Source organism: Orenia metallireducens (assembly GCF_003001995.1).
Taxonomy (GTDB): Bacteria; Bacillota; Halanaerobiia; order Halobacteroidales; family Halobacteroidaceae; genus Orenia; species Orenia metallireducens_B.
This window is the reverse complement of record NZ_PVNB01000006.1, coordinates 118,192-139,931: the sequence shown is the minus strand read 5'-3', so window position 1 is coordinate 139,931 and position 21,740 is coordinate 118,192. Positions and strand designations below refer to the sequence as shown.

The following is a 21,740-nucleotide window of genomic DNA, read 5'->3' as shown; positions in this document are numbered from 1 at the left end:
TTAAAAATTGAATAAAAATAAATTAGGTGCTTTTAGCTATGGCTAAGAGAGAATAGGGAATCAGGTGAAAAGCCTGAACGGACCCGCCACTGTAAAAAGTAGTTAATGGGATTATAGGTCGAGTCAGTTTTTTAGACTCGAAGGGACAGAGTACAGTTAAAAACTGTTGAAGTCAAGAGACTATTAACTTTAATAAATTGTAGAAACCACTTGGTATTTAATATATCAGTGAAGGTACAGTTTAATGCTATAAGTCAGGAGACCTGCCTAATTTATCAGTTTACTGATCTTCGGGAATAAGATTGGTAGATGATTCGATTAATATTTTAATTAATAAGTTTAAGCTTAGAATATACTTAAATCATCTACAATCTTGTCTAAGGTTGTAGATTTTTTATTTTTGAATATTATTTTGAGGGGGGAGATTGGATTGACAATTTAGTAGATTGATTTAGACTAGAGAATACAGTAGCGATAATAAAAATGGAGGTAAGAGATAATGAAGAAAGTTTTATTAAATTTAGCTGTTTTATTATTAGTTAATTTGTTAGGATTTAATGTTATGGCAGAAGAGACTAAGGTAAGTTTTACATTAGATGAGATTGTGGTAACTGCTTCTAAATATGAGGAGAAGCTTTCAGAGGCTCCAGTGAGTATAGAAGTGATTGATGAGGAGGAGATTAAGCAGAAGAATGCTAAGAATACGGCTGATCTATTAAGAGATATCGCAGGAATTGATGTTAATGATTATGGCGGAGTAGTAGGTTCAAAAAATATTAGTATTCGTGGTTCAAGTAGTAAGCAAGTGTTAATTTTAATTGATGGAGTAAAAATGAATAATCATCAAAATGGGGTATTTGATTTAGGTCAAGTATCTATTGAACAAATAGAAAGAATAGAAGTTGTAAGAGGAGCTGCTTCTGCTTTATATGGAGCTAATGCTGTAGGAGGGGTAGTGAATATTATAACAAAAAGCGGTAGTCAAGAACCTGAAACTATTACTAATGTGGGTTATGGGTCTTTTGGTAGCCAAACATATGATTTAATTCATCGAGGAAAGGATGAGAGACTAGGTTATAATGTATCTTTTTCTAAAAGAGAATCAGATGGTCACCGTGAAAATAGTGAATTAGCTCAAGAGAATATTTTCACTAAATTTAATTATGACTTAAATAATTATTCAGATTTATTGCTATCATTACAATATATTGATTCAGATAAAGGATCACCAGGGTCAGAGGTTTATCCAAGTTCTACTGCATATCAAGATGATGAAACTATGAACTTAAATGTACAATGGGATAGAAAGACGGAAGATAATGATAGCAAATTAGCTTTTTATTATAATGACCAGGAAAGAATTTATGAGAATCCTGACTATAACTCTTATTCTAAACATCAAGTTGATAAGATAGGCGTAGATTTTAATCAAACTTTATACTATGACTATAATAAGATAAGCTATGGTGGGGAATTAGTAAGAGAAAATGTTGAAAGTACTGATATTAAAGATGGAGAACAAGATTCTTTAAATAAGGCTTTATTTATTCAAGATGAATGGGCAATAACCAATCCATTAAAGATTATAGTTAGTGGTCGTTATGATGACCATGAGGGATATGAGGCTGAATTTAGTCCTAGATTAGGAACAGTATATACTATTAATTCTAAATTGAATTTACATGCTTCATTAGGTGAAGCATATCGTGCTCCTACTTTTGATGAATTATATGGAAGTTACCCAGGGAGTTCATGGTCATGGTATGGAAATCCAGACTTAGATCCAGAGACTAGTAAAAATTATGAAGTAGGAATGAAGTATTTAGATAAAAGGACTAAAGTAGAATTAAATTTATTTAAAAGAGATGTAGAAGAGATGATAAATGGTAACTATTTTGATGAAGATAAGGGTTATAGTACTGCAGTGAATATTGATTCAGCTGAAATATCAGGGATAGAAGTAATTTTAGTTAAGTACTTAACTAAAAAAATATCTACTGACTTAAACTATACTTATTTAGATGCAAGAGATAAGAAAACAGATAAAAGATTAGCTTCTAGGGATTATCATAATCTAAATTTAGGGTTGAATTATAATACAGAAGAGATTAGTGGTTCTTTAAACGGGCGACTAATAGCAGGGCGAGCTGAGGAATTACCAAGCTATTTTGTAGTAGATGCAAAGCTAAATAAAAAAATTAAAGATAGTATTGAAGTATCATTAGAGTTTAATAACTTACTAGATAGGGAATATGAAGTTGTAAATGCTTATCCAATGCCAGAGCGTAATTATATGTTAAAGATAAGTACTAAGTTTTAATGAATTGATAAAGGTAGGTGTTAACACCTACCTTTAATTTAGATGTGGAGGTTTATTGTGAAGCTATTAAATCGGCTAAACAAAGGGAATGGTCTGTTAAAGGTAGGATTTGTAGTATCTATAATAGTTCATTTATTATTGGGGTATTTAGTTAATAAGCTATACTTTGGAGAGTTAGCTTATGTAGAAGGTAAAAATCTAAGAAGAGAATCACCGGTAATTGAGGTTGCTATTTATTCGGAAGTCAACCAGAAAAAAGCTATTAGTAAAGCTAATCTGGGAGAAGAACCTCAATTAAATCGAGAGGTAATTAAGAGGAAATCGGACCTAAAGAAGAAAGTTGAGATAAAAGATAAAGAAGTTATTAAAGAGGATAGCTTAAAGGAAGTTAGCAAGATTTTTAAGAAAGAGAGAGTTCAGCAGAATATACAGAAGAAAGAAAAGGTAGAAGAAGCTAAAGCAGAAACTAAGCCTAATAAGAACTTAGAGAATAATATTGAAGCATTGAAAACTGAAGGTAAAGTAGAAAGCAAGTTAAAAGATACTAAGAAATTAGAAAGAAAGACTAATCCATCTAAAAATATCTCAGAGAATGAGGTGATAGAAAAAGCTACAAAGGTGGAAGGTGATAGCTCTATGGAGGAGTCTAAAGAAAAAGTAGAGATAGAAGATAAGAAAGAGATACTAGAAGACAGAGAAGTCAAGAAAAATAAAAGTAAAAAAGAAGAGTTGGTTAATAAGAGAAGAGAGGCAAATAATTCTGATAAGCGGGAAGATAATACAGAAGTTATTAATAATAAGGAAGTTAATAACAATGATAAGGCTATTGTAGATTTGACTGATAAGAAAGCTGATAAAGGAATTAGTGCTCCGACAATTAGCAAATATAAGCGACCTACTTATCCTAAAAGCTTAAGAAGAAGGGGGATTGAAGGTAGAGTCTTACTAAAAGTCTTAATAGATGATAAGGGAATAGTAGCAGAGATTCACCTTGCTAAACCCTCTGGTTATTTAGATTTTGACTTGGCTGCCAGGAAGGCAGTAAAAAGCTGGGAGTTCAGTCCTACTAGGCAGGATAATGTAGAAGTTTATTCCTGGGTACTGATACCAATCAGCTTTCGTTTGGATTGATTTATATTGTATTTTTGTAGATAATGGGGCAATTTTGAGTTGATAGTGGTTTACACGAAGAGTCTTATTTTTTTAGACTCGTAGGGACAGTTAAGTCTTTAAAGGTGAAAAAAATTACTGTTTGAACGAAGCAAGAATTGAATTAAGATTTAGAGTTAAATTAGAATTTAATAAAAAAAGTTTAATTAATGACAATAATAAGCAATTTGATTGCGAAGTGAGTTGAATTTTTTTCTAGACTTTCCCGTAACTTTTTTAATTAGATTAATAGAAAATTTGTTTACTTTACAAAGTGAAAAGTGTTGTAATATCCCCATTAAACCCCATTTAAAATTAAAGATTAATAAATAATAAAGAGCCTTCAAGCTAGCTTGAAGGCTCTTTATTATTTAACTTATTTATTTTCAAAAATATTCATTATACTATTAGAAAAGGCATCTGCTTTCTTTTCAAAATCTAGATGCTGCATATTTAGACCAATGAAATAAGGGTGTTTAGGCATATCATCACGGATGTGCTTTACCTCATGAATAAATATCTTTTGCTGTAATTCAAAACTCAAATTTTTATTGATAATTATGTAATAATTACCATGGCTTGATTTATAGACAAAACCCCATAGCTGTGGGGTAAGACCAGTTATTTTGGGGTAGATATCGTAATTGTGGGCAAGTTCGTAAAATTGTTGTGAATTATTCTGTAGATTTTTGAGAAAGGAGTTAATATCCTTATCCCCCATATCTTATTCTCTCCTCATCTTCAATAGTTTTAATTATCTCTATTACCTTATATATTGATTCTGCATCTAAGTTTCTAGTCTGTTTAAATAATAATTGTAAATCCTCTCTTCGTGAAATCTCTTCCCAAAATTCATGTAATACAGGATCCTTTGATAAGACCTCTTTTACATGGAGGTTTGGGTCCTGGCGTTGGTTACTTCTACATAATAAATAATCAATAGATACATTAAATAGATCAGCTAACTTGTTTAAAGTATCTACATCAGGTTTTTTATCACCTAGTTCATAAAATACTACTTCAGATACTGGTACCTTTAGTTCTAAAGCTAATCCTCTTTGGGTCAGTCCTCTCTTCTTTCTCTCATCTTCAAGCCTTTGGCTGAAAGTTGCCATATTATTCACCGCCTTTATTTCATAGTAATATATAAGGGATTATCAGTTATTAGGATTAATATCTAATTAATTTATTCTTCTATAATCGGACAAAATCCTGCTAAAAATTTTATATTAATACATAATTAGATGAAAAATAAAATAGAGGATTGGATAATTAGGTTATTTGTATGAAAAGGGCTTGGGAGGATATCCTCCCAAGCCCTTTTTAAGATCAAATTTTAGTAGAATTTTTTAATTTTTAATTTGGTGATTTTATTTCTATGTTCTAGGAATAATTAAAATTCTACCTGGGAATATTACATCAGGATCAGCTATATTATTCAATTCAACCAATGTGTCTATATCGGTATTATATCTTTGGGAGATCGTGTATAAGCTATCTCCAGGACGTACATAATACTTGATATGTCTAGCTGGTGGTTTTGGAATTTCAATCGGCAAGGTAATTACCTGACCTGCTTGAGGGTTATCACTTAAGCCTGGATTAAGTGCTCTAATTTTAGATACACTAGTATCATATTTGATTGCTAAGGCTCTTAATGTCTCTCCAGGTTGTAGTATATGTTCTGCATAATAACGGTCTTTTGGTGGTGGTGGTGCTTCGTCTTCTAGTACATCAAGCAATCTATTTAACATATTAATCTGTCTAGCTTGTAAGGTTTCTAAATTCTCTGCTACTCTAATGTAACGTGGGTCATCTAAAGAATTTCTTAATTGAGTATATAAAGTGCGATTAGCCTGTTCATTCTTTAACAGCTTTTCTACTAATTCTAAGCTACTAGGCATAGTGGCCTCCTTTCTAGTTGATTACTTTATTACAATATATGTGATGATTAGAATATATGTTAATCTATTTTAAATAAAAATTATATTATCTTTAGCTGTTATTGCTTACTCATTATTTATTATTTATCAATCGTTATTTTTATCTAATTAAAATTGCTAGAAGTAGATTGGCAATAAAGTTATTCTAAAGAGAGTTTTAATTGAATCATGGAATAAATAAAAAATAAATGTATAGATATCCTATTTACAAGGAATAATGTTAATGGAAACTTCAACTTGGCAATAAGTGGAGGGAAGTAAATGGGAAAAAAAGTCGAAATTTGTGGAGTTAATACCTCGGAATTACCGGTTTTAACCAATAAAGAGATGAGAAAATTATTTAGAAAGATGCAAGATGGGGACAAGTTTGCTAGAAATACAATTGTTGGTGGTAACTTGCGCCTAGTCTTAAGTGTATTACAGAGGTTTAATAATCGGGGAGAACCAATTGATGATCTCTTTCAAGTTGGATGTATTGGGTTGATGAAAGCAATTGATAACTTTGATTTAAGTAAAAATGTTAGATTCTCTACCTATGCAGTTCCAATGATTATAGGGGAGATCAAGCGGCATCTTCGTGATAACAATCCAATTCGAGTCAGCCGTTCCTTAAGGGACACTGCATATAAAGCCTTACAAATGAAAGAGAGCATAGAGAATAAAAAATCAAAAGAGCCTAATTTAAGTGAAATAGCTGAAGAATTAGGAATCTCAAGAGAAGATATAGTGTATGCTTTAGATGCAATTCAAGATCCGATTTCACTCTTTGAACCAATCTATCATGATGGTGGAGATCCAATTTATGTGATGGATCAAATCAGTGACAGTAAGAAGGAAGATGATAATTGGTTAGAAGCTATTGCTGTCCGTGAAGCATTAAGAAAATTAGATAATAGAGAGAAGCTAATTTTAGTATTAAGGTTTTATGAAGGAAAGACTCAGATGGAGGTAGCTGGAAATATAGGAATTTCTCAAGCCCAAGTGTCGAGATTAGAGAAAGCAGCTTTAGATAATTTAAAGAAGTACGTTAAGGAAGATTGAGGAGGATTAGTATGAAACGGGTTAGATTTGTAATCTTAATAGTCATAGTAATAGTTTCTTTATTTATCTTACAAAGCAAAAGTAGTATAGTACTAGAAGATAAAGATATTCTTACATATGGGACTGATGATTTATTAAGATTACATATAGTTGCTAATAGTAACACTTTAGAAGATCAGAGAATAAAAAGGGAAATTAGAGATGAAATTATTAAAAGAACCTCTAAACTTTTTGCTTCTCTAGATAATCCTTTTCAGGCTAAGTCTGTTGTTAAAAAGAATCTATCCTACATTAAAGACATAGTTGAGGATAAATTGGCAGAATATAACAAAGATTATACAGTAAGTTTAAAGTTAGGTGAATTTGAATTTCCAACTAGAAGTTATGGAGACATGACTTTGGCAGCAGGCAAATATCAAGCTTTAAAGATACTTTTAGGAAAAGGTGGTGGGGAGAATTGGTGGTGTGTCCTATTCCCACCTCTATGTTTTGTAGATTCTATGGATAAACTATCTGAAGATGATTTAAAGAAATTAGCTACTAATAAGGACTATGTAGCTGCAGAAGATATGGATGTAGAGTTTAAGTTTAAATTTATAGAATATTTAAAGGACAAGCCTACATTTGTAAAATCTAAATTGAAATTCTTTCATATTTTAGAAACTCCCTTTCCAGGTTTGGATAAGATATTCTTTTCTACTGAGAAGGGTAAAGAATAATTATAATAAAGGAGGTAGCGATGAGATCGCTACCTCCTTTATTATAATTAAAGATTATTTAAGATATAGTAACAAACTTATGTTTTATACATATAATATCTATAAAGAGAGTCTCAGATAAGAATTAATTATTAATTTGAAGGGGGATGGGTATAATTAAAACTTCAGAGCTAAAAAATAAAGAGGTTATTGATGTTAATAGTGGAAAGAGGCTTGGGATTATATCAGATATAGATATTGATTTGGTGGAAGGTAGAATTAAAGGTATATCTGTACCAAAGGAGGAGAAAGGATTTAAAATCTTTGGAGCAAAGGAGGATGTATACATAGCTTGGGATGAGATAAGTAGAATAGGTCATGATGTAATATTAGTTGATGCCAGTAGGATAAATAATCATATGATTAATGAGGATTAATTAGTGATAAGTTAGCAGTAATCAGTAAAAACTAAAAACATTATAAATAATAATAACCTCCAAAATTTTGGAGGTTATTATTATTTATAGATTTTAGAATATAAAACTTGAGTATTAGGAAAAATAATTATAAGAATAGTTATAATTTAAAACTTTAACAAAGGAGGTTATTATTTATGTCTTTAAAAGATAAATTTGTTGATGAATTAGCAGAATTGAGTGCAGATGAATTAGATAAATTAGAGAATATGGAAATAGCGATTAATGAGGATAATCAGGGAAAAAGAATAAAGTTGATGGTGTTAAAGGATCAAAGGTAGTAGCAGCCCCCTTTAAGGGGGTTAGCAATTAATTGATTTTAGCTGTTAGCTACCAATTTTAATAAAAAGTCATAATAAATTTAAAATTTATTATATAAAAATTGGACATCTAATATACAGTATGGTATTATTTGAATGTATACAATATATTGTGTTTGGAAGTTATTAAGTTTAAGAAAGGAGAACGACCATGCGATGTCCATACTGTACATATCTTGAAAGTAAGGTAGTAGATTCAAGATCAACAGAAGAGAATACAACAATTAGACGAAGAAGAGAATGCTTAGAGTGTGGTAAGCGCTTTACAACCTATGAAAGAATAGATGAATTGCCAATTATGGTAGTTAAACGCAATGGGGGTAGAGAGAGGTTTGATCGTAATAAGCTTTTAAATGGATTATTAAAGTCCTGTGAAAAGAGACCTATCTCTAGAGATCAATTAGAGGGGATAGTCAATTCGGTAGAACAGCAAATTAGAAATCAGATGGAAGATGAAATAGAGACAACTGTTATAGGAGAGCTAGTAATGAATTATTTAAGTAAATTAGATGAAGTAGCATATGTTCGCTTTGCTTCAGTATATAGACAATTTAAGGATATTGAGACCTTTAGAATGGAATTGGATAAGTTATTAGGAGAATAATCTTACAATTAGCTATATATGTCGATGACTATAAATAAACTATCAACGAGGTCTTATCCTCGTTTTTCTATATTTAAATTAAAATTAGCAGGATAAAAACTATAATTATAGACAAGTATATAGATATAGTTAAATTGAAATAAAAAACAAAGTGATTATTAAGTCATAAACAAATACAGATTGGCACGAGTTAACACCAAATGATAATTATATTATTTAGGCTGTGTAAATACTGACTGGAGGATAGTAATGGATAATTTATCTGAGATAGTTGAGAATTATTTAAATAAATATAAGGTTGAGGACATAATAAATCAAAATTCTAAAATTTTATTTATTTTAGAATCACCTCATACTCAAGAGATAAAGCAGGGATATCCTGTAGCTGGAAGTTCAGGAATAGATATGACTAAATTTATCTATGGGCGAGAGAGCAAGGATCCCTTTGGGAAAATTGTTAGCCAAATAGATAAATATAATGATCTTTATCCTAATTTATCTGAGTTTAGTATATTAAATGTAAGCTCTGCTCCTATGCAAAAGGAAGGATTAAAAGCCCATGAATTGGACAGTGGTGATGGGCAGGTAGTTGCTATTTTAGAGAAACTACGCGTAAATTATAAATCTAAACGCCATAAGAATAAAGATTGGAATAGGATTAAAAGTATTTTGCTAGAAGATTTTAAGCAGCGTCTGCTCTTAGCTTTAAAGCAAAGCAGTAGCATAGAATATTTAGTTCCATGTGGTCGTTTTGCAGAGGCTTACTTAGATTTAATTAAGGAGTTAGAAATGAGTATAGAAGAGAGAAAAATTATCAGTGAGATTCCCCATCCATCCTTTAATCAATGGTTCCATTATGATTCTATGGAAAAACTAAAAAAAGTTTTAGAGGAGATAGGAATTAGCTAATTATAAAATGTTTTTAAGCTATTATTTTCTATGAGTTCGGGTAGAGCTTGATTTTAAATTATTATTAAAAGCAGAGTATGCTCACACTCATTAATTCAGTTGAAGTTTAATTATAATTTAGATTTATAAGTAGAAGCTCTACGATAAAAGTAGAGCTTATTGGCATTTCTTACAGGTACTATCCTCACAATTAACCACATATCTCACAGCTGCATCTAGTTCTACTAAATCTTTCTCTTTGTTATCATTGACTCTGATCATTCCTACTAGTCCATGATCATCCTTCCAATCTAAATACTCTTCAACTATATACTGGACTGCTTCTTCAGAGAGGGGATTATCGTATTTGGACACCGATTGAAAATAGAGCTGTCGAGGGATTTCTAAGACTTTATGTCTGACTTCAAAGCAGAGGTCATTGGCATCTTTTTCCTTGATATTTTTAAATAAATTTTCTAATCTTGAAATTGTTATCACATCCTTTCTTTCTAAATATATTATCCCATTATATATATTGGAATTCATTATTTAGGATAATCTTGGTGCTTTAAGATAGAACCGATTATTATTTGTGATGATAGATTTGATAAAAAAGATATTATTAGCCAATAGTTTAGTTTTATTGTGGTTTTTTTGCAGGAAGTTTTTTATTAAGCTAGAATAGATATTCTAGATACAGATATTAATGAAAAATAAAAAATGATGGGATGGTGAAATAATTATATGAAGACTAATTTTCTTAATAGGACTATTATATTGATCCTTATTCTAACTATAGTAGCTAGTGGAGTTATCTTTGCTGAGGGTGAAGATAAAGTTAACCATTATCAAAAGGGGTTAGCTTATTATCGACAAGGTAATTATCAAGAAGCTGTTCCTGAATTGGTAGAGGCTGTTGCTAGTAACCCTAAGCTAATGTATCCTCATTATATCTTGGGTTTGACCTATTATCGGTTAAATCAATTAGAGTTTGCTGAAACTCAATTGAAGAAGGCTCATGAAATCAATCCTAAGCATTATCGAGTTATGGTTAATTTGGCAAGAAACTATTTAAAACAGAACAAGATAGAGGATGGGATAGATATTCTTAAAGAGGCAGTAGCTGTAGATTCAAAGCAAGATGATGCTTATAATATATTAGGAAGAGCTTATATGAATCAAGGGAATTTAAAAGAGGCTATCAATAATTATAAGCAGTCAGTTGAATTAGCACCTAAGAACTATTATGCTTTAAACAACTTAGGTCTTGCTTATATTCAATTAGGGAAGTATAAAGAGGCGGCGACTGTTTTAAAGCAAGGCGCAGATTTAAATCCTCAAATTCCATATTTATATAACAATTTAGGAATTGCTTATGAGAATACTGGGGAACTTCAGTTAGCTAAAAGTGCTTATGAAAAAGCATTAGCAGTAGACTCTAACTATTCTAAAGCTGAGGTTAATTTAACAAGAGTAAATAGATTGATTAAAAAGAAGGAAGAATAAAAAAATCTCCAACGTAAATATTTACGTTGGAGATTTTTTTAGTTAAAATTATAGTTTTATAGATTTATTTCAATAATAGTAATGATTTTTTATCTCTATGACCTTTGGGAAGATGAACTCCTAAGATATTGTCTTGAGATTTATTAGATTTACTACCCTTTTTTAAATTATTGTCAACATGAAATGTGCGTTGATAATCTGTTGCTTTCAATTTATTTTTCATAAATTTATCCTCCTCTTTCTTCTGTTTATCATGCTCTTTTATCGAAATCCGTAAGTAATCATCATTGCCACTCTCTGTATTTATATCCTCTTCACTAAAATCCATTAAAATTTCCCCTGTAGTCGAATTATTATTTGAATCAGAATCCATGAAATTATTAAAGACATTTGATTTTGGAGATAAGGGTTCTGTAGAAAAGTCTCTACCATCAGTTGATTTCTGCGATAAATCAATCATGATAATGCACCTCCAATTGCTTTATTTTTCATCTTGTACCTATAATTATAGGATGAAATCGATATTTTAGCAAGATCACTCTATGGCTAAATATACCAATTTATTAATCTTAATAGTAATTATTAGCGATTAGCTAGTTGGATTAGAGGATTTGATGCTTAGAGGAGCTTAGGAATGGTTATAAAGTGTAAGGCAAAGTATAAATAATCTTAATTTAGATTAATATAGATATAAGGAGGTGATCTTTTTGAAGATCAATAGTAAAAATAATTTAAGAAATATATTAGATAATATTAAAGGGATAAAAGGAAGAGATGACGGTGGTAGTAAAGTTGAGTTATCAACCTTTAGAATAGCAGCAACTTATATTGGGACGGTGGTAGGTGCAGGTTTTGCTTCTGGTCAAGAGGTTTTACAGTTTTTTGGGTATTATGGTTTGAATGGTTTTGTTGGTCTTGGTTTAGCTACTATTATATTTATGTTATATGGTTATATTATTCTTAAATTAGGTTTGGAGTTAAAGGCTAAATCACATTTAGAGGTTATCAAAAAGGCAGGTGGTAAATGGCTGGGGTGGATAATCGATGCTGTGATTACCTTCTTTTTATTTGGAGCATTGACAGCAATGGTAGCAGGCTCAGGCTCAATATTTGAAGAACAGTTTGCTATTCCATCCTTTTGGGGTAATTTGATTATGGTAGTGACCTCTTTAGCTACTACTTTATTAGGGATAAATGGTGTAATCTCAGCAATTAGTTTTGTGGTTCCACTGCTATTAACTGGAGTATTTGCAGTAACAATTATGACTATTGCTGTAAAATTTCCCTTTGGGATTGGAGCCTTGCAACAGGTGATGCCTGGTCAACCTCCTATTGGTAGCTGGTTTATATCGGCATTTAATTATGCATCGTATAATCTGGTGATTGCAGTAGCGGTTTTAGCACCTTTGGGTAGGGAGGCTAAGAATACTCATCATTTAAAGATGGGATCAATCTTTGGGGGATTGGGTTTAGGGGTTGGAGCTATGTCTATCCTCTTGGCATTATTGCTAAATTTACCTGAGGTTGCAGAGTATGAGATTCCTATGGTCTATGTTTCAGGAAGATTCTCTGTCTGGATTCAGTTGATTTATAGTGCGATCTTAATTGCTGAAGTCTATACCACAGCAGTAGGAAATCTATATGGCTTTGTAGCCCGTTTGACTGACCCTGATGGTCCACGTTATAAGCTTTATGTGCTGATAACAAGTATCTTTGCATTGATTGCAAGTCAGTTTGGCTTTACAACTCTAGTAAGGTTTTTATATCCAGCAGTAGGATATGCAGGCTTCTTACTATTGGGGGGACTGACTATAGGGTTAGTCAAGAGCTATAGTAGATAAATAAATACTATCTATAAAAATAGATTGCTTTTAAAAGCAATCTATTTTTATCTTTAATCAGATAATAAATACTTGAAATTTGTCGAAATAATTGAGAAAATATATTATAGTTTTAGTTATTATACATAAAACAACTATTTTTTAGATATATAGATTGAATTAAAGCACTTCATAAAAAACATTAGACGCAGACTTACGCAGATAAAAAAGGACTAAATTATAAAAAAGTTATTAAATCTTTTAAGTCGGGTCTTAATCAGATTTTAGTCTGCGTCAAAAAAGAATTTAAGGTTTTAAGAATTAAATTTAGTGAAAATTATTAGTTCAACTTATATAGATTCAAATTTCTTTATTGCTTTTAATTACTTTTATAGTAGTAGATTTTGTAGTATAATTTGATATATCACTAGTTCTCTTGTCAGTATACTATAGTTTTGTAATCAAAAATTAACATAAGATGGTAGGGTTTATGATTCAAATGTAGAATATTGTAATAGGGGTAATGATTTCAAGGTATAAGGGGGTTATAAAATGAGAGATACAAAGGAAGGCGTAAATAATTCATCGATAAAGTTGGGTTTAAAGTTTGGGTTGGGAATAATTGTAGCTATACTATTAAGTATTCCCATTGGACAATTTATTAGTAACCTAATAAGTAAGTCTATTTATGGTGGTGAGCAGATAGGATATCTGGCTAAGATAATTGACTATCTGGTTATCTTTGTTCTATTGGAGATTTTATTAAAGCAATTGGTAGTTAATAGAATAAGAAAGATAACTAACTTTTTAAGGAGTTTAAAGGATAATAACCTATCTTCAGATGAGATTAAGATTAGTGGTAATGACGAAATAGCTAACTTATATAATGAACTTGATAGAATTGATAGTTCCTTAGATGGAGGGTTAACCTCTATTATTCAAGGTGTTAGAAATGAGATTGATAGTTTAGCTATTTATAGTAATGAATTATCAGCATCTTCTAAGGAAGGTAATGCAACAATTGATGAGACCCATCAGTTGGTAGAGCATATGATGACAAATGTAGAAGAGATTTCAGCCAGTGCTGAAGAGGTAACAGGCTTTGCTGAGGAGTCTTCGGCTCAGACTCAATTAGGTAGAGATAATATTGAAAGAACGATTAATAGTATTAAAGAGATCAATGATTCAGTAAATAATACTGTAGAGGTCATTAAAGCTTTACATCAAAATTCTAAACAGATTGGTGAGATTATCAATTTGATTACCAATATAGCCAATCAGACTAATATGCTGGCTTTAAATGCTGCTATTGAAGCTGCTAGGGCTGGAGAGCAAGGTAAAGGTTTTGCTGTAGTAGCAGAAGAGATTAGACATCTATCAGAAGAGACCTCTAGTGCTACTGGTGATATTATTAATATTGTTCAAGAGACCCAGTTGAAGTCACAAGAGGTACTAAGCTCTATTGAGAAGGTAGAAATTAAAGCAAAAGAAGGCGAACATATTGCTCAAGAGACAGACCGTGTATTCTTTGAGATAGAAGAATCCAGCCAAGAGACGGCAATGATGATTGAACAGACTGCTCATGCTGCCCAGGATTTGGCTGAGAATAGTGATCGTTTGGTAGAAGAGTCAGAGATAATATCTAGAATTTTTGATGTAGTATCAAGCTCTTCTGAAGAGTTGGCAGAGATGGTTAAGAAGATTAATACTTTAATTAATAATAGTAATAGCATAGATAATGATTTAAGTTTGATTAAATGGGATGATAGTTACTCTGTTGGGGTGGAAAAGATTGATAAACAGCATAAACAACTATTTAATATTGTTAATGACTTAATTAGAGCTAATAAGTTGAACAAAGGAAAGAAAGAGATTGGGAAGGTGCTAAATTTCTTGGCAGATTATACAGTTAAACATTTTAATGATGAAGAAAAATTACAGCAGGAATCAGGCTATCCTGATTATGAAGCCCATAAAAAGTTACATGAGCAGTTTGTAGAGGATGCACTTAACTTTAAGGAAAGATTTGAGAGTGGTCAAATAGATACAGCTACTATGATGGACTTTAATAAGACTATCACTCGCTGGTTGGTACAACATGTTAAGGGGATTGACCAAGAAGTAGGAAAGCATATTAGAGGGGCAGATAATAGATAAAAGATAATAGGGGCGGGCTATTGCTCGTCCTTAAAATGTTTTGTATAAATTACTACTTGAAATTTTATTATAAATAATATATACTATTATGCAGAAAGAAGCAAATGGCGTGGGGCTATAGCTCAGTAGGATAGAGCGACAGACTCCTAATCTGTAGGTCGCAGGTTCAATTCCTGCTAGTCCCACCATTTTAAATGCAAATAATAAATGTACATGATGCTTATCCTTGGGGGTAGGTTTTTTTATTTTTCTGATTTATTTTCAGTGGTTTGGGGAAACTAGACTAACTTTTTATATTAAACTAAGTTTTCGTTCTATGTAGGATTTATAACAATTTTATTGAATAAATATACTTAGATAGGATGTTTAAGTATTTCTACAGAATCTACGATAAATATAATAAGAAGATAGTGGCTTTAGCTATCTTCACAGAGGATAGAAAAGGTTATAAACCAAGCAGCTTTGATTATGATTTTCATGGTACAAAATTAAGTTATCATTACAATAACTATAAGATTTTAGAACAGCAGGAAAGTGAATTATTAGATTCAGATAATCCTTTTGCAATGGTAATTTTAGCAAGATTATATAGTTTAGAAGTAAGGGTAAAGATAGTTTGAGATATAATTTTAAACAGAAACTGTTTAGGTTATTGTTAGAGAGAGGATATAGTAAAGAAAAGATTATAAATATCTTTGAATTTTTAGGTGGAATTTTATTTCTACCTAATGACTTAGAATTAATGTTTAGAGATGATATTAAAGAAAATATCGGAGGTGATGAGATTATGACTAAAGAGTTGACTAATCTTTATCAAGCTGGTAAGTCTGAAGGAAAAAAAGAAAGAGATGTTGAGATAGCAGAAATGATGTTGAAAAACAATGAAGATATAGAAAAAATCATGAAATATACTCAATTGTCGAAAGAGAAGATATAAATAATTAAGAAACAATTTCAGCATTAATTTTAGTTATTGGGCGATTAAATAATGGCTAAAGAGTTGATGCATCAATAGATAAAGGGATTTTAATATCTTTTATCTATTATCTGTTCTTAAGTGGGGTGAAAGAATGGAAGCAATTAAATTCGGTAATAGCAGAATAGAATATGACATAGTTAGAAGCAGTAGAAGAAAGACAGTAGGAATAATAGTAGACCCACAAGATGGTGTAATAGTTAGAGTTCCTAAGGACTTGGCAGAAGCTGAGATAGCAACAATTGTCAAGAAGAAAGGTAGTTGGATAACAGAGAAACAAAGATTACTACAAGAGGTTAAAGCTCCACCTAAGCCTAAGGAGTTCATGAGTGGAGAGAGATTAATGTATCTTGGCAGGAGATATAGGTTGAAGGTAGTCACTACTGATGAAACTAATCAAGTAGAAGTCGGGCTAATTAAAGGTAAGTTTATTATCAAAGTTCCTCTATCCCTTCAAAAAGATAATAGAAGAGAAGCAATTAGAGCTACTGTGATAGATTGGTATAAAGACCATGCTAAGAATAAGATTAAAGCAAGAGTTAACTATTATACTCATAAATTAGATGTAGAGCCTAATCTAATTAATGTTAAAGAGCAGAAGAAGCGATGGGGTAGCTGTAGTAGCCTAGGTAACTTAAACTTTAACTGGAAGATAATTATGGCCCCTATGTCAATTGTTGATTACATAGTTGTTCATGAATTAGCACATTTGAGACATCACAATCATTCTAGTGAGTTTTGGGAGTTAGTTGAAGCTATTATCTCAGATTATAAAGAGCGTAAAGAATGGTTAAGAATTAATGGTAGACAGTTAGCTTTAAAATAGAATAGTAAACTAGTATTAAAACCTATTTATCTCATAGTGGATGGTGGGTTCTTTTTTTATATACAATTATTGGTTAACATATGAGGTGTGCTTGATGTAAAGATTAGAATAAATTATCTAATGATTTGTACTTTATCCAATAAAATAGGTATATCATTACCAAAAACATAACATAAACTTGACACAAAATGATATATCTGCTATAAATATTATATAAATTGATTAAGTGGGTGGTTTAGGTGACAGTTTATAAGAATATAAGTGTAGATTATATTAGTAAGTTGGTTCATTATCAAGAGGAGCAGTTAGTGGGATACTTTAATAATTATCATCTTCATACAGCAGTGCAGCCAATCTTTAGCTTACCACATAAGAGAATTGTCGGTTATGAAGCCTTAGTTAGAGTTAAAGCTATAAAAGAAAGGTGGGTTAGTCCTGCTGAGTTATTTAACAATAAATATACACAAGTTGAAAGTATCTTATTAGATAGGTTATGCCGATACTTACATGTACATAACTTTAGTCAAGTAGAAAATGATTTGAATTGGTTATTCCTCAATGTTTCTCCTCAAACCGTTATTAATGGAAATAATTATGGTGAATTTTTTGCAGAGTTATTAGATAAGACTGGATTTCCACCCCATCGGGTAGTGATTGAGATTGTTGAGTACCCTATTAGTGATAATGATCTTTTATTAGAAACTATAGAATTTTATAGAAACTTAGGTTGTTTGATTGCAATTGATGACTTTGGTGCTGGACACTCTAACTTTGATCGGATATGGAAGCTAAATCCTGATATTGTTAAATTAGATCGTTCCATGGTAGTTGGTGCTACAGAAGATAAGAAGATAAGAAATGTATTAAGAGGAATTGTCTCTTTACTCCATCAGACTGGAGTGTTAGTCTTAGTTGAAGGGGTTGAAACTAAAGAGCAGACGATGATTGCTATGGAAAGTGGTGTAGATTTTGTACAAGGTTATTTTTTTGCTAAACCTACCACTGATTTAAATAAATCTATAGATAATCTTCCAGCCTTTGATAAGATATTTGAGGATTATAAGCAGGAGGTATTGGTTCAAGATACTAATAGTAAGAGTATCTACCAATATTATTATCCTAAATTTGAGGTTACAATAAATAATTTAATCAAGGGGAAAAGCTTAGCTGAGGCTTGTCAAGAGCTATTGGCTGATGACACTGCTATGCGTTGTTATTTACTAATGTCAGATGGATTACAGGTAGGTAATACAGTTCTGTCTGACTCTATCTTTAATGAAAATGACATACGTTTTAAACCTCTTGAAGATGCTGATAGTGCAGACTGGTTTAGAAGGCATTATCTTAGAAAAGCTGTGCTCCATCCAGAACAATTACAGGTAAGTGAGCCATATCTATCGATAACTGGTGCTCATATGTGTGTTACAATTTCTATGATGTTCTCTATTCCTTCAGGATATCGGGTTTTGTGCTGTGATTTAAATTTTGAGTAATATATTTAGGGTTAATACTATAGATATACAAGTCTAAAGTGAGACTTAATGGGTATATTGCGACAGTTTTGCTACTAGCTTATAGCTACTGGTTATTAGCTAAGACCTTAAAAGCTAAAGGCTAGAAGCCAGCAGCTAGTAGCTAATGAAAAAGTGTCGCAATCTCCCTATATAATGTCATATTCAAATATTATTCTAAAGTTATTTTATTGATAGATACTTGTATCTTCTTCTCTATCTATTACAACCACTTCAGAGCCTTCAATCTGTTGATATAAGGTTGAATATATCTGGACTATATCCTCAAGACTTAAGCCATGTACTTCAATACTGGTTAATAGCTCAGCTAGTTTAATATCATGCTCTTCATAAATTCTTGATATTAAACTAACGGTGCCATTGATATCATCCTTAGGAACGATTTCAGGATGAATTAGAATCTTAATATCTTTTATTTGATCTAGTTGGCTATCAAAAAATCTAGTTTTATCTCTTTGGTCAATACCTTGCATAGTTATCTCACCACCTTTGATGTTTATTTGTTAGCTAGTGTAGATGTATTTATAAATTACCCGTAAAATATTAAAATATAATAAAAACTTATGTCTATGATTGAATATAATAATAGAAAGAAGTAATTATTTATAGATTATCAATGCTTTGTATAATTATGATTTATTAGATTAGAAGGTCTAAGTAGGTTTTAATGTTTATTTCTTCTTGCTTAATCTATTTATTCTATGTTATAATAAAGCAGATGAAAATTGAATAAGACAGTTCATTTGTACCATCCTGTCTATAAATAAAACTAGGGCTAACTACCGTCATGATATTTGGTAGTTATTTCGTGTTATGTATATGGATAGGGGGCAAAGTTGCCTCTTTTTTTATTAGAGAATATATAATTTCTTATAATAGAGGTGCGTTAGCGTACCTCTATTATTTTTTTGGAGGTGAGTTATGAAAAAGATTGGGATTACGACTACAGTACCAATAGAGGTATTATTAGCGGCAGGTTATCAAGTAATAGATCTTAATAATATCTTTGTTACAGCAGAAGATTGCAGTGAATATATCGATTTAGCAGAAAGGGATGGGTTTCCTAAGAGTTGTTGTGCTTGGATTAAAGGAATTTATGGAGTCTGCTTAAAAGAAGGGATTAGTGAGATAGTTGGTGTCATAGAAGGCGACTGTTCTAATACAAGAGCATTATTAGAAGTGCTTGAGCTAAAGGGGATCAAGGTTTATTCTTTTGCATATCCCCATAGGCATCAATTAAGGGATGTTAAAGAGGCTATAGATGATTTCAGGTCATTATTTAGTGTAGATAAGGAAGTAGTAGAAGAAATTAGAGATAACTTAAATAAAGCTCGGTCTTTAGTAAAGAAACTAGATGAACTGACATATCTTGAGAATAAGGCTACTGGTTTTGAGAACCATCTTTATCAGGTTAGTAGTAGTGATTTTAACGGAGACTTTAGAAAATTTACAGAGGAATTAGAATCTGTAATAGCTGAAATCGAGAAGCGTAAACCAATTGCCAAGAAATTAAGGTTAGGATTTATTGGGGTTCCTCCAATGACAGCTGATATTTATCAGTATGTTGAGAACTTTGACGCCTGCTTTGTCTATAATGAAGTACAACGGGAATTTGCTTTTCCCCGAGCTATTAACCATAATAACATCTATCAGCAATATTATGATTATACTTATGTTTATGATTTGGACTTTAGATTGGAGTATATTCAAGAAGAGCTTGAACATAGAAAGCTAGATGGTCTAATTCATTATACTCAAGCCTTCTGTTATCGGGAGATAGAGGATGTAGTTATCAAGCAGAAGTTGGATATTCCGATTTTAAATATTAGTGGAGATAAACTCAATAGGTTAGATTCAAGGACTAAGCTTAGAATAGAGGCTTTTTTAGATATGCTAGGTGATTTAAAGGAGGGGAGGTTTTGAGGGCTTTAGGGATAGATTTAGGCAGTAGAGAGGTAAAAGTAGTTGTGATGGAAGATAATCAGGTTATAGAGAAGTTAAAAGTCAGTACTCTCTCTTTCTACAAAGATTATTGTAACTTTGAGGGTAAGATAGTGGTTGATGAGAGTAAATTGAATTTAGGAGAGACAGATATCAAAGTATCCACTGGCTATGGACGGAATAATACAGATCTTAAATCCTTTGAAGCGATCAACGAGATTAAAGCCCATGTCTATGGAGCTATTTATCAGACTGGTCTTAAGGATTTTATCCTTATAGATGTAGGTGGGCAAGATGTTAAGGTGATGAAGGTAGAGAAGGGTCTAATTACTGATTTGGAGCTAAATGATAAGTGTGCAGCTTCCTGTGGACGATATTTGGAGAATATGGCCAATTTGTTAGAAATCCCTTTAAATGAAATGGCAAAGCATTATCAAAATCCTGTAGAATTAAACTCTACCTGTGCAGTTTTCTCTGAATCTGAATTAATTGGACAGATAGCTGAAGGTGCAGAGATGGAAAGGCTCTGTGCAGGCGTGAATTATTCCATGTATAAGAGACTACAACCACTTTTGACTAAATTTAGAGGAAGAAGGCTAGTCTTGTCTGGTGGAGTAGCTCATAATCAAGCCTTGCAGGAGTACTTAAAAGGAGACTATGATGAGTTGCTTCTCTTAGATGATCCTCAGTTAAATGGAGCGATAGGATGTTGTTATTATGGGATGAGGGCAGTGATTAGTGACAAGTGACGAGTAATGAGTAAAAACCTTTGCTTTTTATTTGGGTTCAAATATCAAAATTAAAGAGGTGAATTATTTATGAAGAAAGCAGTGGTTTTATTGTCAGGAGGATTGGATTCAACAACAGCATTATATCTGGCTAAGTCTAAAGGCTATGAGGTTTATGCGATCTCCTTTAATTATGGGCAGAGGCATGATAAGGAGCTAGAATCTGCTAAAAAAGTAGCTGAGGTTGCTGGAGTAAAGGAGCACATTATAGTAGAAACTAACATGAGTGCATGGGGTGGCTCTGCTCTAACTGATCAGAGGATAGATGTGCCAGAGGGTGATGAAAAGAGAAAGGAGATTCCAGTTACCTATGTTCCAGCTAGAAATATGATCTTCTTATCCTATGCTGCTTCTTATGCTGAAGTAGTGGGTGCTCAGGATGTCTTTATTGGGGTAAGTGAAGTAGATTATTCTGGCTATGTTGACTGTCGCCAAGAGTTTATCGATGCTATGGAAGAGGCAATTAATAAAGGAACTGTCTGTGGTGCAGAGGAAGGTAAGCCTATTAAAATCCATGCTCCTTTTATCAATATGACCAAGGCTGAAGAGATAAAGCTGGGGATGAAACTGGGAGTAGATTATAGCCAAACTTGGTCTTGTTATCGCGGAGAAGAGCAGGCTTGTGGTAGCTGTGATAGTTGTGTCTTAAGGTTGAAGGCTTTTAAAGAAGCAGGATATGATGATCCGGTAATTTATAAATAATAAAGAACAAATAATAGAGAATAAATTTGTTCTTTATTAACTATCTATTTATT

24 protein-coding genes, 1 tRNA gene and 1 riboswitch are annotated in these 21,740 nt (G+C 31.8%); of the genes, 19 read left to right on the top strand and 6 right to left on the bottom strand.

The window, feature by feature from the left end; genetic code table 11:
• Positions 1 to 7 precede the first annotated feature (7 nt).
• Positions 8 to 285: riboswitch (cobalamin riboswitch) on the top strand.
• A 214-nt stretch (positions 286 to 499) separates the two neighbouring features.
• Complete coding sequence (locus BX659_RS06255; protein WP_097017725.1) at positions 500 to 2,320, top strand: TonB-dependent receptor plug domain-containing protein; 1,821 nt, start codon at positions 500 to 502, stop codon at positions 2,318 to 2,320.
• A gap of 57 nt (positions 2,321 to 2,377) precedes the next feature.
• Positions 2,378 to 3,451 carry an energy transducer TonB gene (locus tag BX659_RS06250; RefSeq protein WP_172431880.1) on the top strand — a complete coding sequence of 358 codons (1,074 nt, stop codon included), beginning with the start codon at positions 2,378 to 2,380 and terminating at the stop codon, positions 3,449 to 3,451.
• Between the two features lie 394 nt (positions 3,452 to 3,845).
• On the opposite strand, the gene BX659_RS06245 is transcribed toward BX659_RS06250, so the two are convergent.
• The 3 genes from BX659_RS06245 to BX659_RS06235 form a co-directional block, all read right to left on the bottom strand.
• Positions 3,846 to 4,190, bottom strand: coding sequence for a hypothetical protein (locus BX659_RS06245; RefSeq protein WP_097017727.1), 345 nt, complete (start codon positions 4,188 to 4,190; stop codon positions 3,846 to 3,848).
• Positions 4,180 to 4,584: a helix-turn-helix domain-containing protein gene (locus tag BX659_RS06240; RefSeq protein ID WP_097017728.1), complete on the bottom strand. Its 405-nt coding sequence runs from the start codon at positions 4,582 to 4,584 to the stop codon at positions 4,180 to 4,182. The genes BX659_RS06245 and BX659_RS06240 overlap by 11 nt, the downstream gene beginning before the upstream one ends.
• 261 nt (positions 4,585 to 4,845) lie before the next feature.
• Entirely contained in the window at positions 4,846 to 5,373 is a 528-nt protein-coding gene (locus BX659_RS06235; RefSeq protein ID WP_097017729.1) for a LysM peptidoglycan-binding domain-containing protein, read from the bottom strand.
• 300 nt (positions 5,374 to 5,673) lie between these two features.
• Between BX659_RS06235 and sigG the strand changes: the two genes are divergently transcribed.
• The 6 genes from sigG to BX659_RS06210 all read left to right on the top strand — a co-directional run bounded on the left by sigG (position 5,674) and on the right by BX659_RS06210 (position 9,460).
• Positions 5,674 to 6,453, top strand: coding sequence for an RNA polymerase sporulation sigma factor SigG (gene sigG, locus BX659_RS06230; protein WP_097017730.1), 780 nt, complete (start codon positions 5,674 to 5,676; stop codon positions 6,451 to 6,453).
• Positions 6,454 to 6,464: 11 nt separating this feature from the next.
• Complete coding sequence (gene spoIIR / locus BX659_RS06225) at positions 6,465 to 7,172, top strand: stage II sporulation protein R (protein WP_097017731.1); 708 nt, start codon at positions 6,465 to 6,467, stop codon at positions 7,170 to 7,172.
• Positions 7,173 to 7,324: 152 nt separating this feature from the next.
• Positions 7,325 to 7,588 (top strand): YlmC/YmxH family sporulation protein, encoded by a 264-nt coding sequence (locus BX659_RS06220; RefSeq protein ID WP_097017793.1) that lies wholly within the window; start codon positions 7,325 to 7,327, stop codon positions 7,586 to 7,588.
• Between the two features lie 176 nt (positions 7,589 to 7,764).
• On the top strand, positions 7,765 to 7,908 hold the full coding sequence (locus BX659_RS18975) for a hypothetical protein (RefSeq protein ID WP_172431881.1): 144 nt from the start codon (positions 7,765 to 7,767) through the stop codon (positions 7,906 to 7,908).
• 190 nt (positions 7,909 to 8,098) lie between these two features.
• Positions 8,099 to 8,551, top strand: a complete 453-nt coding sequence (gene nrdR / locus BX659_RS06215; RefSeq protein ID WP_097017732.1) for a transcriptional regulator NrdR — start codon at positions 8,099 to 8,101, stop codon at positions 8,549 to 8,551.
• 249 nt (positions 8,552 to 8,800) lie between these two features.
• A complete protein-coding gene (locus tag BX659_RS06210; RefSeq protein ID WP_097017733.1) occupies positions 8,801 to 9,460 on the top strand; it encodes a hypothetical protein in 660 nt (219 codons plus the stop codon).
• Positions 9,461 to 9,616: 156 nt separating this feature from the next.
• Here BX659_RS06210 and BX659_RS06205 read toward each other — a convergent pair whose 3' ends face one another.
• Entirely contained in the window at positions 9,617 to 9,985 is a 369-nt protein-coding gene (locus BX659_RS06205; RefSeq protein WP_258176115.1) for a hypothetical protein, read from the bottom strand.
• A 198-nt stretch (positions 9,986 to 10,183) separates the two neighbouring features.
• Here BX659_RS06205 and BX659_RS06200 point away from each other — a divergent pair, with 198 nt between their 5' ends.
• Complete coding sequence (locus BX659_RS06200) at positions 10,184 to 10,945, top strand: tetratricopeptide repeat protein (protein ID WP_097017734.1); 762 nt, start codon at positions 10,184 to 10,186, stop codon at positions 10,943 to 10,945.
• A gap of 64 nt (positions 10,946 to 11,009) precedes the next feature.
• On the opposite strand, the gene BX659_RS06195 is transcribed toward BX659_RS06200, so the two are convergent.
• A complete protein-coding gene (locus BX659_RS06195; protein WP_097017735.1) occupies positions 11,010 to 11,405 on the bottom strand; it encodes a hypothetical protein in 396 nt (131 codons plus the stop codon).
• A 301-nt stretch (positions 11,406 to 11,706) separates the two neighbouring features.
• Between BX659_RS06195 and BX659_RS06190 the strand changes: the two genes are divergently transcribed.
• From BX659_RS06190 to BX659_RS06160, 7 genes are all read left to right on the top strand, one after another.
• Complete coding sequence (locus tag BX659_RS06190; protein ID WP_097017795.1) at positions 11,707 to 12,786, top strand: YkvI family membrane protein; 1,080 nt, start codon at positions 11,707 to 11,709, stop codon at positions 12,784 to 12,786.
• Positions 12,787 to 13,317: 531 nt separating this feature from the next.
• The gene (locus BX659_RS06185; protein ID WP_097017736.1) at positions 13,318 to 14,922 is read left to right on the top strand and encodes a bacteriohemerythrin; all 1,605 of its coding nucleotides are present in this window, start codon (positions 13,318 to 13,320) and stop codon (positions 14,920 to 14,922) included.
• Between the two features lie 111 nt (positions 14,923 to 15,033).
• Positions 15,034 to 15,110 (top strand) — tRNA-Arg (locus BX659_RS06180).
• Positions 15,111 to 15,284: 174 nt separating this feature from the next.
• The gene (locus tag BX659_RS06175) at positions 15,285 to 15,542 is read left to right on the top strand and encodes a hypothetical protein (RefSeq protein ID WP_143786666.1); all 258 of its coding nucleotides are present in this window, start codon (positions 15,285 to 15,287) and stop codon (positions 15,540 to 15,542) included.
• 32 nt (positions 15,543 to 15,574) lie between these two features.
• Positions 15,575 to 15,859 (top strand): hypothetical protein, encoded by a 285-nt coding sequence (locus BX659_RS06170; RefSeq protein WP_181186421.1) that lies wholly within the window; start codon positions 15,575 to 15,577, stop codon positions 15,857 to 15,859.
• A 133-nt stretch (positions 15,860 to 15,992) separates the two neighbouring features.
• On the top strand, positions 15,993 to 16,724 hold the full coding sequence (locus BX659_RS06165; protein WP_097017739.1) for a M48 family metallopeptidase: 732 nt from the start codon (positions 15,993 to 15,995) through the stop codon (positions 16,722 to 16,724).
• Between the two features lie 239 nt (positions 16,725 to 16,963).
• Positions 16,964 to 18,217, top strand: a complete 1,254-nt coding sequence (locus tag BX659_RS06160) for an EAL domain-containing protein (protein ID WP_216358776.1) — start codon at positions 16,964 to 16,966, stop codon at positions 18,215 to 18,217.
• A 206-nt stretch (positions 18,218 to 18,423) separates the two neighbouring features.
• Here BX659_RS06160 and BX659_RS06155 read toward each other — a convergent pair whose 3' ends face one another.
• Positions 18,424 to 18,729 carry a hypothetical protein gene (locus BX659_RS06155; RefSeq protein ID WP_097017740.1) on the bottom strand — a complete coding sequence of 102 codons (306 nt, stop codon included), beginning with the start codon at positions 18,727 to 18,729 and terminating at the stop codon, positions 18,424 to 18,426.
• A gap of 448 nt (positions 18,730 to 19,177) precedes the next feature.
• On the opposite strand from BX659_RS06155, the gene BX659_RS06150 reads away from it, so the two are divergent.
• The 3 genes from BX659_RS06150 to queC all read left to right on the top strand — a co-directional run bounded on the left by BX659_RS06150 (position 19,178) and on the right by queC (position 21,687).
• Entirely contained in the window at positions 19,178 to 20,179 is a 1,002-nt protein-coding gene (locus tag BX659_RS06150) for a 2-hydroxyacyl-CoA dehydratase family protein (protein WP_097017741.1), read from the top strand.
• Positions 20,176 to 20,946, top strand: a complete 771-nt coding sequence (locus BX659_RS06145) for an acyl-CoA dehydratase activase (protein ID WP_097017742.1) — start codon at positions 20,176 to 20,178, stop codon at positions 20,944 to 20,946. The genes BX659_RS06150 and BX659_RS06145 overlap by 4 nt, the downstream gene beginning before the upstream one ends.
• A gap of 69 nt (positions 20,947 to 21,015) precedes the next feature.
• Positions 21,016 to 21,687, top strand: a complete 672-nt coding sequence (queC, locus tag BX659_RS06140) for a 7-cyano-7-deazaguanine synthase QueC (protein WP_097017743.1) — start codon at positions 21,016 to 21,018, stop codon at positions 21,685 to 21,687.
• The last annotated feature ends 53 nt before the right edge of the window (positions 21,688 to 21,740 follow it).

Bases quoted from the DNA above. Each gene is read 5' to 3' on its own strand.
- BX659_RS06255 (WP_097017725.1), top strand. From the start codon at position 500: ATGAAGAAAGTTTTATTAAATTTAGCTGTTTTATTATTAGTTAATTTG.
- BX659_RS06245 (WP_097017727.1), bottom strand. From the start codon at position 4,190: ATGGGGGATAAGGATATTAACTCCTTTCTCAAAAATCTACAGAATAAT.
- BX659_RS06240 (WP_097017728.1), bottom strand. From the start codon at position 4,584: ATGGCAACTTTCAGCCAAAGGCTTGAAGATGAGAGAAAGAAGAGAGGA.
- BX659_RS06235 (WP_097017729.1), bottom strand. From the start codon at position 5,373: ATGCCTAGTAGCTTAGAATTAGTAGAAAAGCTGTTAAAGAATGAACAG.
- sigG (WP_097017730.1), top strand. From the start codon at position 5,674: ATGGGAAAAAAAGTCGAAATTTGTGGAGTTAATACCTCGGAATTACCG.
- spoIIR (WP_097017731.1), top strand. From the start codon at position 6,465: ATGAAACGGGTTAGATTTGTAATCTTAATAGTCATAGTAATAGTTTCT.
- BX659_RS18975 (WP_172431881.1), top strand. From the start codon at position 7,765: ATGTCTTTAAAAGATAAATTTGTTGATGAATTAGCAGAATTGAGTGCA.
- nrdR (WP_097017732.1), top strand. From the start codon at position 8,099: ATGCGATGTCCATACTGTACATATCTTGAAAGTAAGGTAGTAGATTCA.
- BX659_RS06210 (WP_097017733.1), top strand. From the start codon at position 8,801: ATGGATAATTTATCTGAGATAGTTGAGAATTATTTAAATAAATATAAG.
- BX659_RS06205 (WP_258176115.1), bottom strand. From the start codon at position 9,985: ATGAATTCCAATATATATAATGGGATAATATATTTAGAAAGAAAGGAT.
- BX659_RS06200 (WP_097017734.1), top strand. From the start codon at position 10,184: ATGAAGACTAATTTTCTTAATAGGACTATTATATTGATCCTTATTCTA.
- BX659_RS06195 (WP_097017735.1), bottom strand. From the start codon at position 11,405: ATGATTGATTTATCGCAGAAATCAACTGATGGTAGAGACTTTTCTACA.
- BX659_RS06185 (WP_097017736.1), top strand. From the start codon at position 13,318: ATGAGAGATACAAAGGAAGGCGTAAATAATTCATCGATAAAGTTGGGT.
- BX659_RS06175 (WP_143786666.1), top strand. From the start codon at position 15,285: ATGTTTAAGTATTTCTACAGAATCTACGATAAATATAATAAGAAGATA.
- BX659_RS06165 (WP_097017739.1), top strand. From the start codon at position 15,993: ATGGAAGCAATTAAATTCGGTAATAGCAGAATAGAATATGACATAGTT.
- BX659_RS06155 (WP_097017740.1), bottom strand. From the start codon at position 18,729: ATGCAAGGTATTGACCAAAGAGATAAAACTAGATTTTTTGATAGCCAA.
- BX659_RS06150 (WP_097017741.1), top strand. From the start codon at position 19,178: ATGAAAAAGATTGGGATTACGACTACAGTACCAATAGAGGTATTATTA.
- queC (WP_097017743.1), top strand. From the start codon at position 21,016: ATGAAGAAAGCAGTGGTTTTATTGTCAGGAGGATTGGATTCAACAACA.